9 protein-coding genes and 1 pseudogene are annotated in these 13,532 nt (G+C 70.7%); 8 read left to right on the top strand and 2 right to left on the bottom strand.

The annotated features are described in order from the left end of the window. Window positions 1-130 precede the first annotated feature (130 nt). Window positions 131-2,809, bottom strand: a complete 2,679-nt coding sequence (locus tag ACWC1K_RS13765; RefSeq protein WP_450831112.1) for an FAD/NAD(P)-binding protein — start codon at window positions 2,807-2,809, stop codon at window positions 131-133. A gap of 154 nt (window positions 2,810-2,963) precedes the next feature. On the opposite strand from ACWC1K_RS13765, the pseudogene ACWC1K_RS13760 reads away from it, so the two are divergent. From ACWC1K_RS13760 to ACWC1K_RS13750, 3 genes and pseudogenes are all read left to right on the top strand, one after another. Further along, window positions 2,964-3,349: pseudogene (locus ACWC1K_RS13760) on the top strand (L,D-transpeptidase); the annotation flags it as partial. Window positions 3,350-3,507: 158 nt separating this feature from the next. Then, window positions 3,508-4,893: a glycoside hydrolase family 16 protein gene (locus tag ACWC1K_RS13755; RefSeq protein WP_450831110.1), complete on the top strand. Its 1,386-nt coding sequence runs from the start codon at window positions 3,508-3,510 to the stop codon at window positions 4,891-4,893. Window positions 4,894-4,958: 65 nt separating this feature from the next. Further along, the gene (locus tag ACWC1K_RS13750) at window positions 4,959-5,105 is read left to right on the top strand and encodes a hypothetical protein (RefSeq protein ID WP_450831109.1); all 147 of its coding nucleotides are present in this window, start codon (window positions 4,959-4,961) and stop codon (window positions 5,103-5,105) included. A 1-nt stretch (window position 5,106) separates the two neighbouring features. On the opposite strand, the gene ACWC1K_RS13745 is transcribed toward ACWC1K_RS13750, so the two are convergent. After that, the gene (locus tag ACWC1K_RS13745) at window positions 5,107-6,012 is read right to left on the bottom strand and encodes a helix-turn-helix domain-containing protein (RefSeq protein ID WP_450831107.1); all 906 of its coding nucleotides are present in this window, start codon (window positions 6,010-6,012) and stop codon (window positions 5,107-5,109) included. Window positions 6,013-6,158: 146 nt separating this feature from the next. Here ACWC1K_RS13745 and tkt point away from each other — a divergent pair, with 146 nt between their 5' ends. The 5 genes from tkt to pgi are packed head-to-tail and all read left to right on the top strand — an operon-like array spanning window position 6,159 to window position 13,532. Continuing rightward, window positions 6,159-8,234 carry a transketolase gene (gene tkt / locus ACWC1K_RS13740; RefSeq protein WP_450831106.1) on the top strand — a complete coding sequence of 692 codons (2,076 nt, stop codon included), beginning with the start codon at window positions 6,159-6,161 and terminating at the stop codon, window positions 8,232-8,234. Window positions 8,235-8,253: 19 nt separating this feature from the next. Continuing rightward, window positions 8,254-9,399: a transaldolase gene (tal, locus tag ACWC1K_RS13735; RefSeq protein WP_450831105.1), complete on the top strand. Its 1,146-nt coding sequence runs from the start codon at window positions 8,254-8,256 to the stop codon at window positions 9,397-9,399. Beyond that, window positions 9,396-10,949, top strand: coding sequence for a glucose-6-phosphate dehydrogenase (zwf, locus tag ACWC1K_RS13730; protein ID WP_450831104.1), 1,554 nt, complete (start codon window positions 9,396-9,398; stop codon window positions 10,947-10,949). Before tal ends, zwf begins: the two co-directional genes overlap by 4 nt. Further along, entirely contained in the window at window positions 10,946-11,881 is a 936-nt protein-coding gene (opcA, locus tag ACWC1K_RS13725) for a glucose-6-phosphate dehydrogenase assembly protein OpcA (RefSeq protein WP_450831103.1), read from the top strand. The genes zwf and opcA overlap by 4 nt, the downstream gene beginning before the upstream one ends. Next, window positions 11,874-13,532 (top strand): glucose-6-phosphate isomerase, encoded by a 1,659-nt coding sequence (gene pgi / locus ACWC1K_RS13720; RefSeq protein ID WP_450831102.1) that lies wholly within the window; start codon window positions 11,874-11,876, stop codon window positions 13,530-13,532. Before opcA ends, pgi begins: the two co-directional genes overlap by 8 nt.

The raw sequence follows: 13,532 nt of genomic DNA, 5'->3' as shown, positions 1-13,532 counted from the left end.
CCAGTTTTTTGTCACCTCACATTTTTGCGCCTTTCCCCCCCCCCTCTTGGGGGGGGGGGTCAACCCCGCGACCAGCCACGACGAAGCCGCTGACGCTCAACGACCGATCGCGGCACATCCCTCCGCGCTCCTACGCAGGCAAACCCGCCCGCATCCGCCGGTCTCGCGGCGCCTCCTTCCGCTCCAACCGGGCATCCAACAGCCGACGCGCAGCGTCACACCGCCCAGCCGACACCAGGGCGTACAGAAGCGTCTCCTCGACGACCTCCCGCTGGGCTGCACTGCCGCCCACCCGCCGCAACACCGGCAGCACCGCATCAAGCCCCCGGGCGGCGTCCTGAAACCGCTCCTCCACCACGGCGGCGAACGCCTCGCACAGCGGCACGATGACCTCCCGCTGCACCTCGTCGGCCCCGGCGGCATGGTCCCGCAACCGATGCAGCGCCGCCAGATCCCCCGCCGCGGCCAGCGCCACAGCGGCATGCAGCGCGGTGAAGGCGGTCGCCGGACGCTCCAGGACGTCCCGGGCGACCGTGCCCAGGACATCCCCGGCGGGCAGCTCACCCCGCCAGCTGCCGCTCAGCCGGGCCCGCCACAGCAGCGACCCCGAGTCGACCAGCGCCCGCACCCCGGTCACCACCCGGCCGGGTGCGAGCTGCGCGAACCAGCGCCTGCGCAGCGCCGCCGGGTCGTCGAGGGCGAGTTCGTGCAGGGCGATGTGCCAGGAGAAGTGGGCCCGGTGGACGGCGCCCCGGCCCTGCCCGCAGACCCAGCCGTCCAGCCAGTCGCGGCCCGCCTCGTGCACGCCCGACTCGTAGTGGACATGGGCGAGGGCGTGCACGGCGTGTCCGGAAGCCGGCTCGACCGCCAACGCCCGGTGGGCGAGCTCGCCGGCCTCGTGCAGCCGCCCCTGCTCCTGCCGGAGGAAGGCGAGCAGCGAGGTGTGGAACCAGTGGCCGTCGTAGGCGGGAGACGTTTGCTCGACCAGCCGCAGCGCATGGTCGTCGTCGAGGTCGGTGACGCCGGAGAAGGCGATGGTCGGCACGGCGGCGGCCAGCGCGAGCGCGTCGGCGGGGTACGCGTCGAGGTGCCGTACGAGAGCCGTGTCGCCGTCGTCGCCGTGCACCCGGCGCGTGACCACCTCCACGAAGGAACACTCCCGCTCGTCGGCGTGTTCGCGCGCGGAGCGCTGCGCCTCGGCCAGTGCCCGCGGTACGTCCACGGCGGCGCCGCACTCGTGGCCGAGCAGGGCGAGGGCCGCGTGGCCGAGGGCGAACCCGGGGTCGAGGGCGACGGCCCGGGCGAAGGCGTCCTCGGCGCCGGCGCGGACCTTGAGGACCCGGTTGAGGCCGCTGCGGTAGGCGGCGGCCGCCTCGGCGTGGGTGGACAGGGCGAGTCCGTGGCCGTCGACGGGACGGCGGGAGGTGCGGGGCCTGCCCGTCCTCCCCGTCAGCGGGGCGAGCAGCTGTGCTGCCAGGGCCGCCGCCTGGACGCGTATCTCGGGGATCGCGGTCGTCTCCCACAGTTCGCCGCGGCGCGGGGCGCCCAGCGTGAACAGCGGGCGGTCCGCACGGCCCTCCGAGTCCAGCAGCCGCCCCTCGCGGGTGGCCACGCCCATGCCGAGCGGGCCCGGCACCGCGGCCCCGGACGTGAACAGGGAGCGCCACAGGGGGTCGTCGAACCGTCGGCCCGGTCCGGTGCAGTCGATCACCCAACCGACGTGCAGGGTACGGCCGTTGGAGAGGGTGACCAGAAGTGAGCCGTCGTGCTCGGCCGCCTCCGTCACCGCGCCGGTGTGGACGGTGAGCCGTCGGGCGGTACGGGCCCGGGCAACGGACTCGGCGGTCGCGGGGGCCATGCGGTGGCGGTGGGTGTTCCACAGGGCGCCCTCGCGGGCGAGGAACTCGGCCCGGTCGTCGGGAGTGAGGCTCTCCCAGAGACGGGCGGTGTGCGGGCGCAGGCTGTCGAGGGCGGGGCGCCAGTCCCCGTGCGTGCGCACGGAGCGGCTGATGTGGCCGTAGACAGCCCTGCGGAGGCGGCCCAGCGAGGCGTCGTCGAGGCCCGTCGGCGCATCCATCGGGCCGGCCGGGGTGAGGGCGTGCGGCTGCGGCAGCAGGCCGCTGCGGGAGAGGGAGTGGACCGTGCGGCCGGGGCGGTCGAGGGTGAGGGCGAGGTCGACGGCCGTAAGACCGGTGCCGACGAGGAGGACGTCGGCGGTGTCGGAGAGCGGGCCGTCCAGCGCGCCCGTGGCCCAGGGGGCGGCGATGAAACGGGCCGAGGTGCGCAGGGCGGGCGGGGCCCAGCTCGCGGAGGGGGCGGCGGGGCCGGTGGCCAGGACGACGCTGTCGACGCTGAGGTGTCCCCCGTCGGCGAGGCGGAGCGCCGGCCGGCCCTCGGGGGTGTCGGTACAGCTCTCGGCGCGGGTGCGCAGCCGGCGTACCGTCACCGTGCCCTGAGCCCGGACGATGGCCTGCGCGAGGGTGTCGGCGAGATAGGCGCCGTAGCGGTAGCGGGTGGCGAAGTCGGCCGCGGTGACGGACGGTTCGCCGTGGCGGCACAGCCAGCGGGTGAAGTGGCCGGGGTCGTCGGGGTAGCAACTCATGCCGCCCGCAGGCACGTTGAGGCGGTGGCGCGGGTCGCGGGTGGCGTACGCGGTGCCGCGGCCCGCCTCCGGGGCGGGGTCGATGAGGACGAGGCCGAGCGGTGTCCGGCGGCGCGTCGCCGTCTCGCAGAGCTGGAGGGCGGTCAGCGTGCCCGCCGCGCCGGCTCCGACGACGGCCACGGTGTGCGGCTCGCGGACTTCGGTCACGTATACCTCCGGCGGTGGTCGGTCGCTCAGAGCCCCGGTCGGGCCGCTCATACTCTGTTCACAATCCCGAGGGCTGAGACAACCGTGGTTTCGGGCCTTCTCAGGGCGACTCCTCACCGGAATCTCAGGAATCGGCCCGGAAATTCAAAGGATCACCACCTGGTCCGGGATCATGGTGATCAGCGAGCGGTTCAGGCAGACCCGCATGGAGTCCTCCACGGTCGGGCTCGGCGACGAGTACGACATCCCCGACGTGCCGCACGCCCAGCGCCTGACCACGTCCGGCACGTTCGTGCACGGCAACTACTGGGCGTCCACCTCGGTGTTCGGCCACGAGAACACCAGCCACGGCTGTGTGGGCCTGCACGATGCGAAGGGGCGAACGACAGCTCCGTGGCGGGTTACAAGTTCTACGCGTCCTCGATGCTCGGCGACGTGGTGATCGTCAAGAACTCCGGCGAGAAGACCGTCGACCCGGCCAACGGGCTCAACGGCTGGAACCTGTCGTGGTCGCAGTGGAAGGCGGGGAGCGCGCTTTAGCACCTTTGCACCGTTCAGGGGGTGAACTTCCCCGCCCGGAAAGGACTTCCCTTGCTTTAAGTCTTGACGGCCCTGGTGGCGGAGAGCACATTGGGCCCACTTTGAGAGCGCTCTCAGAGCACCCGCAGCCCACCACCCCGCAACCGGGAGGCACCCCCATGAGTGCAACCTCCGGCATACCCAGACGGCGACGCGCGCTCCTCGCCGTGCTCAGCACGCTCGGCCTGGCGGCCGCGCTCGCCACGGCCGCCACCCAGTCCGCCGACGCCTCGGCGCCGACGCCCCCGTCGGGCTGGACACAGCTCTTCCTCGACGACTTCAACGGCTCGGCCGGAACCGGCGTCAACACCTCCAACTGGCAGTACGACACCGGGACTTCGTACCCCGGCGGCGCCGCCAACTGGGGCACCGGCGAGGTCGAGACGATGACGAACAGCACCAGCAATGTCTCGCTCGACGGCGGCGGCAACCTGAAGATCACCCCGATCCGCGACTCGTCCGGCAACTGGACCTCGGGCCGTATCGAGACCAACCGCACCGACTTCCAGCCCCCGGCCGGCGGCAAACTGCGCGTCGAGGCGCGCCTCCAGATGCCCAACGTGACCGGCGACGCGGGTGCGGGCTACTGGCCGGCGTTCTGGATGCTGGGCGCCCCCTATCGCGGCAACTACCAGAACTGGCCGAGCGTCGGCGAGCTGGACATCATGGAGAACGTCCAGGGCATCAACAAGGTCTGGGCGACGATGCACTGCGGCACCAACCCGGGCGGCCCCTGCAACGAGACGACGGGCCTCGGCAATTCGATCGCGTGCCCGAACAGCACCTGCCAGTCGGGCTTCCACACCTACACCATGGAGTGGGACCGTTCGGTCAGCCCCGAGGCGATCCGCTTCTACGTCGACGGCGTCAACTACCAGACCGTCACGGCCAGTCAGATGGACGCCACGACCTGGGCCAACGCCACCAACCACGGCTTCTTCGTCATCCTGAACGTGGCGATGGGCGGCGCCTTCCCGGCCGCGTTCGGCGGCGGCCCGACCAGCGCCACCCAGTCCGGCCACCCGATGCTCGTGGACTACGTCCAGGTCCTGTCGAGCGGCACAGGCACGACCACACCCCCGCCCTCCGGCAACCGGGACGCCTACAGCGCCATCCAGGCGGAGTCGTACGACAGCCAGTCCGGCACCGTCACGGAGAGCACCTCCGACACCGGCGGCGGCCAGGACATCGGCTCCCTGGCCAACGGCGACTGGGCCCTCTACAAGGGCGTCAACTTCGGTTCCACGGCGGCCACGCAGTTCTACGCACGCGTGGCGAGCGGTGCCGCGTCCGGGGTGAGCGGCCTGGTCGAGGTGCGCCTGGACAGCCGTACCGCCACACCGATCGGCAGCTTCGCCCTCGCCAACACGGGCGGCTGGCAGTCCTGGAGGACGGTCCCGGCCAACATCAGCGCGGTGACCGGCACCCACGATGTCTACCTGACCTTCACCAGCGGTCAGCCGGCGGACTTCGTGAACGTGAACTGGTTCGACTTCGGTCACTGACCGGGCGGGCGGCGGCGCGGGGCGGCCTGACCTTCACGTACGGGTCAACCCCTGGCGTCGCCGCCATGACCACTTCCGACTCCTGCGCCGGGAACTACGAGGTCGGGGCTCGGCGGGTGGCCGAGCTGACGGAGCGGATCGAGGCGCTGACCAGGATGTGGGACACCCTGGTGCGGCGCATGCCGCGGCTGGGCGCCCCGGCCGCGTCCTGAGTCACCGCAGCTCCGCCCGGAACGCCGCCGGTGTCAGCTCCGTGTGCTGCTGGAAGAACTTGGAGAAGTTCGCCGCGTCCGGGAAGCCGACCGCCGCGCCCACCCGGCCGATCGGCAGGTCCGTGTGGGCCAGCAGGCGTTTCGCCTCCAGGACGACCCGCTTGTCGATGAAGCCCTTGGGCGTCTGACCGGTCGCGGCGCGGACCGCGCGGACGAGGGTGCGGCGGGAGTAGCCGAGGGCGTCGGCGTAGGCGCTGACGCTGTGGTTGGTGGCGAAGTCCCTCTCGACGGCGTCGCGGAACAGGGTGAACGTCGTGTCCGACTGGCGGCGGACCGCCTCGGCGGAGCTGGCCGCCAGATGGGCGAGGCGGAGCAGGAACGCCGTCAGCGAGTGGCGCAGCACCGCGGTGTGCAGGCTCAGCGGCAGGGTCGTGGTGTCCTCGTACTCGCGTTGCAGCTGGGCGAGGGCGGCCCTGAGGGCCGTGAGCTGGGCCTCGTCGGGGTGGAGCAGGGGCGGCAGGTCGTAGCGGTAGAGGCCGGTGGCCTCCACCGTGGCGCGCGGCAGAAACCCGGGTTGCATGGTGAGCACGGTTCCGCGGTACCCGCTCGTGCGTGAGAAGCGGTGGACCTGGCCGGGACGGATCCACAGCAGTTCGCCGGCCGCCACCTCGTACTCGGCGAAGTCGATCATGTGGCGGACCGGAGCGTCGTCGAAGAGCATCACGACATGGAAGTCGATGCGGTGCACGCGCTCCAGCGGGGCCTCGGCGTGCCAGGTGTGGCCGGCCCCCATCGGGCCGACCTGCATACCGACTCCGCCCACACTCAGCTCGACCGGGAAAGGGAACGTTCTGATGCCGTCCACCCCACCGTCACCGTCTCCACCTTGGATGGTTCTGCCCGCCATGTCCTACTCGCGCCGCCTCGGTCGTACCGCCGGTGTCCCACTTTCACCACAGGCTGACACACAGCGACCTTCCCCCATAAAAGTCAGACTTTTAAGTTTGAATGCATCAGAGCAGTTCAGCCGCTTCGATCGAGGACTTCTTGAAGATGAGTGCGCAGACACCGGACAGCTTCGAATGGACCGAACTCGACCGGCGTGCCGTCGACACCGCCCGTCTGCTCGCGGCCGACGCCGTGCAGAAGGTCGGCAACGGCCACCCGGGCACGGCGATGAGCCTGGCCCCGGCCGCGTACACGATCTTTCAGAAGGTGATGCGTCACGATCCCGCGGACCCCGAGTGGACCGGCCGGGATCGTTTCGTTCTCTCTCCCGGCCACACCTCGCTGACCCTCTACACGCAGCTGTTCCTGGCGGGGTACGAGGTCGAGCTCGATGACCTGAAGGCGTTCCGTACGCACGGTTCCAAGACGCCCGGTCACCCCGAGTACGGGCACACCGCCGGCGTCGAGACCACCACCGGGCCGCTCGGCCAGGGCGTCGCCAACGCCGTCGGCATGGCGATGGCCGCCCGCTACGAGCGCGGCCTGTTCGACCCCGAGGCCCCCGAGGGCACCTCCCCCTTCGACCACACCATCTGGGCGATCGTCTCCGACGGCGACCTGGAGGAGGGCGTCTCCGCCGAGGCCTCCTCGCTGGCCGGCCACCAGAAGCTGGGCAACCTGGTCTTCCTCTACGACGACAACCACATCTCCATCGAGGGCGACACCGCGACCGCGTTCTCCGAGGACGTGCTGAAGCGCTACGAGGCCTACGGCTGGCACGTGCAGCGCGTCGAGCCCTCGCTCGGCGGTGACATCGACGTACCCGCCCTGTACGCGGCGCTGAAGGCCGCGCAGGCCGAGACCGAGCGGCCGTCCATCATCGCGATGCGCACGATCATCGCCTGGCCCGCCCCGAACGCGCAGAACACCGAGGCCTCCCACGGCTCCGCGCTCGGCGCCGAGGAGATCGCCGCCACCAAGCGCATCCTCGGCTTCGACCCCGAGCAGTCCTTCCAGGTCGACGCCGACGTCCTCGCCCACGCCCGCGAGGCCCTCGACCGCGGCGCCGAGGCGCACGCCGCCTGGGACAAGCAGATCGACAAGTGGCGCGGCGCCAACCCCGAGCGCGCCGAGCTGTTCGACCGGATCGTCGCCGGCCAGCTGCCCGAGGGCTGGCAGGACGCCCTGCCGGTCTTCGAGGAGGGCAAGGCGGTCGCCACCCGCGCCGCCTCCGGCAAGGTGCTGCAGGCACTCGGCGCGATCGTCCCCGAGCTGTGGGGCGGCTCCGCCGACCTCGCCGGCTCGAACAACACCACCATCGACAAGACGTCGTCCTTCCTGCCGAAGGGCAACCCGCTCCCCGAGGCCGACCCGTACGGCCGTACCGTCCACTTCGGCATCCGCGAGTTCTCGATGGCCGCCGAGATGAACGGCATCGCGCTGCACGGCAACACCCGTATCTACGGCGGCACCTTCCTGGTGTTCTCCGACTACATGCGCAACGCGGTGCGGATGTCGGCCCTCATGCAGCTGCCGGTGACATACGTCTGGACCCACGACTCCATCGGCCTCGGCGAGGACGGGCCGACCCACCAGCCGGTCGAGCACCTCGCCTCCCTGCGCGCCATCCCGGGCCTCAACATCGTCCGCCCGGCCGACGCCAACGAGACCGCGATCGCCTGGGGCGAGATCCTCAAGCGGCACGCCACCGACCCGGCCCCGCACGGCCTCGCCCTCACCCGCCAGGGCGTCCCGACCTACGCGCCCAACCCCGATGCGGCGAAGGGCGGTTACGTCCTCAAGGAGTCCTCGAAGGAGACCCCGGACGTCGTCCTGATCGCCACCGGCTCCGAGGTCCAGCTCGCCGTCGCCGCACGCGAGCAGCTGGAGGCCGAGGGCATCGGCACCCGGGTCGTGTCGATGCCGTCCGTGGAGTGGTTCGAGGAGCAGCCGCGGGAGTACCGCGAGCGCGTGCTTCCGCCGTCCGTGCGGGCCCGTGTCGCCGTGGAGGCCGGGATCGGTCTGACGTGGTACCGCTACACAGGTGACGCAGGACGCATCGTCTCCCTGGAGCACTTCGGCGCCTCCGCCGACGCGAAGACCCTGTTCGCCGAGTTCGGCTTCACCCCCGCAAACGTCGCCGCCGCAGCCAGGGAATCCCTGGCCGCCGCCCGCGGTTGATCCGATCGCCAGAAAGAAGATGATCAAAGTGACCGAAGCAACCGCGACCGCGGGAGCACTCAAGCGCCTCTCCGACGAGGGCGTCTCCATCTGGCTGGACGACCTGTCGCGCAAGCGGATCGAGTCCGGCAACCTCGCCGAACTCGTCGACAACAGCAACGTGGTGGGCGTGACCACCAACCCGTCCATCTTCCAGGCCGCGATCGGCTCCGGAGAGGGCTACGAGGAGCAGCTGGCCGACCTCGCCGTCCGCGGTGTCACGGTCGAAGAGGCCGTACGGATGATGACCACCGCCGACGTCCGCGCCGCCGCCGACATCCTGCGGCCCGTGTACGACGCCACCGGCGGCCGCGACGGCCGGGTCTCCATCGAGGTCGACCCGCGCCTCGCCCACGACACCAGGGCGACGATCGCCGAGGCCAAGCAGCTCGCCTGGCTGGTCGACCGCCCGAACGTGATGATCAAGATCCCGGCGACCAAGGCGGGCCTGCCGGCCATCACCGAGGTCATCGGCCTGGGTATCAGCGTCAACGTCACGCTGATCTTCTCCCTGGAGCGCTACCGCGAGGTCATGGACGCCTACCTCGCCGGCCTGGAGAAGGCACGGGCGAAGGGCCTCGACCTCGCCGCCATCCACTCCGTCGCCTCCTTCTTCGTCTCCCGCGTCGACTCCGAGATCGACAAGCGGCTGGACGGCCTCAGCTCCCCGGAGGCGTCCGTCCTCAAGGGCAAGGCGGCGCTCGCGAACGCGCGTCTGGCCTACGAGGCCTACGAAGAGGTCTTCGGTGGTGAGCGCTGGACCGGCCTCGCCGGCGCCAGGGCCAACAGGCAGCGCCCCCTGTGGGCCTCGACCGGCGTGAAGGACCCCGCCTACAAGGACACCCTGTACGTGGACGAACTGGTCGCGCCGGGCACCGTCAACACCATGCCGGAGGCCACCCTCAACGCCACCGCCGACCACGGCGAGATCACCGGCGACACGGTGACCGGCGGCTACGCGCAGGCCCGCGCCGACCTGGCCGCCGTGGAGGCCCTCGGGATCTCCTACGACGAGGTCGTGCAGAAGCTGGAGGACGAGGGCGTCGCCAAGTTCGAGACGGCCTGGCAGGACCTGCTGGACGCCGTGACGAAGTCCCTGGACAGCAAGGGAGTTGAGACGGAATGACCGAGCACGCCACGGTCGGGTCGGCGCTCGACTGGACCAACCCCCTGCGCGACGAGCGCGACCGCCGGCTCCCGCGCATCGCGGGCCCGTCCGGGCTCGTCATCTTCGGTGTCACCGGCGACCTGTCCCGCAAGAAGCTGATGCCGGCCGTCTACGACCTCGCCAACCGCGGCCTGCTGCCGCCGGGCTTCTCCCTCGTCGGGTTCGCCCGACGGGACTGGGAGGACCAGGACTTCGCGCAGGTCGTGCACGACGCGGTCCGCGAGCACGCGCGCACCGAGTTCCGTGAGGAGGTCTGGCAGCAGCTCGCCGAGGGCATGCGGTTCATCCCCGGCGACTTCGACGACGACACGGCGTTCAAGCAGCTGAAGTCGGCCGTCGACGAGCTGGACGCCTCCCGCGGCACCGGAGGCAACTTCGCCTTCTACCTCTCCGTACCGCCGAAGTTCTTCCCCAAGGTCGTCCAGCAGCTCAAGAAGCACGGCCTGGCGAAGGCGCGCAAGGGCTCCTGGCGGCGCGCGGTGATCGAGAAGCCGTTCGGGCGCGACCTGGCGAGCGCCCGCGAGCTGAACGCGCTCGTGCACGACGTGTTCGAGCCGGACCAGGTCTTCCGCATCGACCACTACCTGGGCAAGGAGACCGTCCAGAACATCCTGGCGCTCCGCTTCGCCAACCAGATGTACGAGCCGATCTGGAACCGCTCGTACGTCGACCACATCCAGATCACCATGGCCGAGGACATCGGCATCGGCGGCCGGGCCGGCTACTACGACGGCATCGGCGCCGCCCGTGACGTCATCCAGAACCACCTCCTCCAGCTGATGGCGCTCACCGCCATGGAGGAGCCGATCGCGTTCGACGCGGAGTCGCTGCTCACCGAGAAGCTCAAGGTACTGAAGTCGGTGCGGCTGCCGGAGAAACTGGGCGAGCACACCGTTCTCGCGCAGTACGCGGAGGGCTGGCAGGGCGGCGAGAAGGTGCTCGGCTATCTCCAGGAGGACGGCATCGACCCGAACTCCAGGACCGACACCTACGCGGCCATCAAGCTGGAGGTGGACAACCGCCGCTGGGCGGGCATCCCCTTCTACCTGCGCACCGGCAAGCGTCTGGGCCGCAGGGTCACCGAGATCGCGGTGGTCTTCAAGCGGGCGCCGCACTCCCCCTTCGACTCCACCGCCACGGAGGAGCTGGGCCAGAACGCGATCGTCATCCGCGTCCAGCCCGACGAGGGCATGACGGTCCGCTTCGGTTCCAAGGTGCCGGGGACCTCGATGGAGATCCGGGACGTGTCGATGGACTTCGCCTACGGCGAGTCCTTCACGGAGTCCAGCCCCGAGGCGTACGAGCGCCTCATCCTGGACGTACTGCTCGGCGACGCCAACCTGTTCCCCCGTCACCAGGAAGTGGAAGAGTCCTGGAAGATCCTCGACCCGATCGAGGAGTACTGGGCGCGGCACGGCAAGCCCGCGCAGTACCCCTCGGGCAGCTGGGGACCCGAGGAAGCCGACGAGATGCTCGCACGAGACGGACGGAGCTGGCGCAGGCCATGAAGATCGACCTGACCGACACCACGGCAAGCAAGATCAACAAGGCGCTGGTGCAGGGCCGCCGCGCCATCGGCACACCGGCCGTGGGCATGGTCCTGACGATGGTCATCGTCACGGACGAGGAGAACGCCTACGACGCGATCAAGGCGGCCGAGGAGGCCTCGCACGAGCACCCCTCGCGCACCCTGGTCGTCATCAAGCGGCACGCCCGCACCCCGCGCGACCGCATGGCCTCCAAGCTGGACGCCGAGGTCCGGGTGGGCGCCGACGCCGGCACCGGCGAGACGGTCATCCTGCGCACCTACGGCGAGGTCTCCGACCACGCCGACTCGGTCGTGCTGCCGCTGCTGCTGCCGGACGCGCCGGTCGTCGTGTGGTGGCCGGTGGACGCGCCCGAGGTGCCCGCCAAGGACCCGCTCGGCGCGCTCGCCCAGCGCAGGATCACCGACCTGTACGCGGTGGAGAACCCGACCGAGACCCTGGAGCAGCGGGCCCGCTCCTACGCGCCCGGTGACACCGACCTCGCCTGGACCCGGCTGACGCCGTGGCGCTCGATGCTGGCGGCGGCCCTGGACCAGGCCCGCACCCGGATCGTGTCGGGGGCCGTGGAGGCCGAGGCCGACAACCCGGCGGCCGAGCTGCTGGCGCGCTGGCTGGAGGCACGGCTGAACGTGACGATCGACCGCGTGGTCACCGCGGGCCCGGTCGTGACGGCCGTGCGCCTGGGGACCGCGGACGGCGAGATCGTCATCGACCGCCCCGAGGGCCCGCTGGCCACGCTCACCCTGCCGGGCCAGCCCTCGCGCACCCTCGCCCTGAAGGTCCGCACCACCTCCGAACTCATCGCCGAGGAGCTCCGCCGCCTCGACGCCGACGAGATGTACGCCGTCGCCCTGCGGGGCGAGGCCACCAAGGAGACCGTCTCCCATGTCTGACTCCCCGAAGCTCACCCGGCGCCCCGAGTGGACCGCCCTGGAGGACCACCGGGCCCAGGGCCAGCCGGTGCTGCGTGAGCTGTTCGCAACCGACCCGGGGCGTGCCGAGCGGTACGTCGTGCGCGTCGGCGACCTGCGCATCGACTACTCCAAGCACCTGGTCAACGACGAGACCCTGGCGCTGCTGCAGGAACTGGCCGCCGCCACCGACGTGTTCGGGCTGCGCGACGCCATGTTCCGCGGCGAGAAGATCAACGTCACCGAGGACCGGGCCGTGCTGCACACCGCGCTGCGCGCCCCGCGGGACGCGGTGATCGAGGTCGACGGCGAGAACGTGGTGCCCCAGGTGCACGCCGTCCTGGACAGGATGAGCGACTTCGCCGAGCGGGTCCGCTCTGGCGCCTGGACCGGCCACACCGGCAAGCGGATCAGAAACGTCGTCAACATCGGCATCGGCGGCTCCGACCTGGGCCCCGCGATGGCGTACGAGGCGCTGCGCACCTTCACGGCCCGTGAGCTGACCTTCCGCTTCGTCTCCAACGTGGACGGCGCCGACCTGCACGAGGCGGTACGGGACCTGGACCCGGCGGAGACCCTGTTCATCGTCGCCTCCAAGACCTTCACCACGATCGAGACCATCACCAACGCCACCTCGGCCCGCTCCTGGCTGCTGGCCGGGCTCGGCGGCGAGGAGAAGGCGGTCGCCAGGCACTTCGTGGCACTGTCGACGAACGCCGGCAAGGTCACCGGGTTCGGTATCGACCCGGACAACATGTTCGAGTTCTGGGACTGGGTCGGCGGCCGCTACTCCTTCGACTCCGCCATCGGCCTGTCGCTGATGATCGCGATCGGCCCGGACCGCTTCCGGGAGCTGCTCGACGGCTTCCACACCGTCGACGAACACTTCAGGACCGCGCCCGCGGAGGCCAACGCCTTGCTGATCCTGGGCCTGTTGGGCATCTGGTACGTCAATTTCTTCGGCGCCGAGTCCCATGCGGTGCTGCCGTACAGCCACTACCTGTCGAAGTTCACGGCGTATCTGCAGCAGCTGGACATGGAGTCCAACGGCAAGTCGGTCGACCGCGACGGACATGTGGTGGACTGGGACACCGGTCCGGTGGTGTGGGGCACACCCGGCACCAACGGGCAGCACGCCTACTACCAGCTGATCCACCAGGGCACCCGGCTGATCCCCGCGGACCTGATCGGCTTCGCCCGTCCGGCGGCCGAGCTCGGTGACGAACTGGCCGCCCAGCACGACCTGTTGATGGCCAACCTGTTCGCGCAGGGCCAGGCGCTGGCCTTCGGCAAGACCGCCGACGAGGTGCGCGCGGAGGGGGTCCCCGAGGAGCAGGTGCCGCACCGCACCTTCCAGGGCAACCGTCCCACCACGACGATCCTGGCCCCCGAGTTGACGCCGTCGGTCCTCGGCCAGCTGATCGCCCTCTACGAGCACAAGGTGTTCGTCCAGGGCGCCGTCTGGAACATCGACTCCTTCGACCAGTGGGGCGTCGAGCTCGGCAAGGTCCTCGCCAAGCGCGTCGAGCCCGCCCTGACCGAAGGCGCCGACGTCCCCGGCCTCGACCCCTCCACCACCGCTCTCGTGGCCGCGTACCGCGAGCTCAAGAACGCTCAGGAAGAAGTGAACTGA

Source organism: Streptomyces sp. NPDC001492 (assembly GCF_053597275.1).
Note: the sequence above shows the minus strand (reverse complement) of the source record. Positions and strands in the feature narration are given on the sequence as shown.

Bases quoted from the DNA above. Each gene is read 5' to 3' on its own strand.
- ACWC1K_RS13755 (WP_450831110.1), top strand. From the start codon at position 3,508: ATGAGTGCAACCTCCGGCATACCCAGACGGCGACGCGCGCTCCTCGCC.
- pgi (WP_450831102.1), top strand. From the start codon at position 11,874: ATGTCTGACTCCCCGAAGCTCACCCGGCGCCCCGAGTGGACCGCCCTG.
- ACWC1K_RS13750 (WP_450831109.1), top strand. From the start codon at position 4,959: ATGACCACTTCCGACTCCTGCGCCGGGAACTACGAGGTCGGGGCTCGG.
- tkt (WP_450831106.1), top strand. From the start codon at position 6,159: ATGAGTGCGCAGACACCGGACAGCTTCGAATGGACCGAACTCGACCGG.
- tal (WP_450831105.1), top strand. From the start codon at position 8,254: ATGATCAAAGTGACCGAAGCAACCGCGACCGCGGGAGCACTCAAGCGC.
- ACWC1K_RS13745 (WP_450831107.1), bottom strand. From the start codon at position 6,012: ATGGCGGGCAGAACCATCCAAGGTGGAGACGGTGACGGTGGGGTGGAC.
- zwf (WP_450831104.1), top strand. From the start codon at position 9,396: ATGACCGAGCACGCCACGGTCGGGTCGGCGCTCGACTGGACCAACCCC.
- opcA (WP_450831103.1), top strand. From the start codon at position 10,946: ATGAAGATCGACCTGACCGACACCACGGCAAGCAAGATCAACAAGGCG.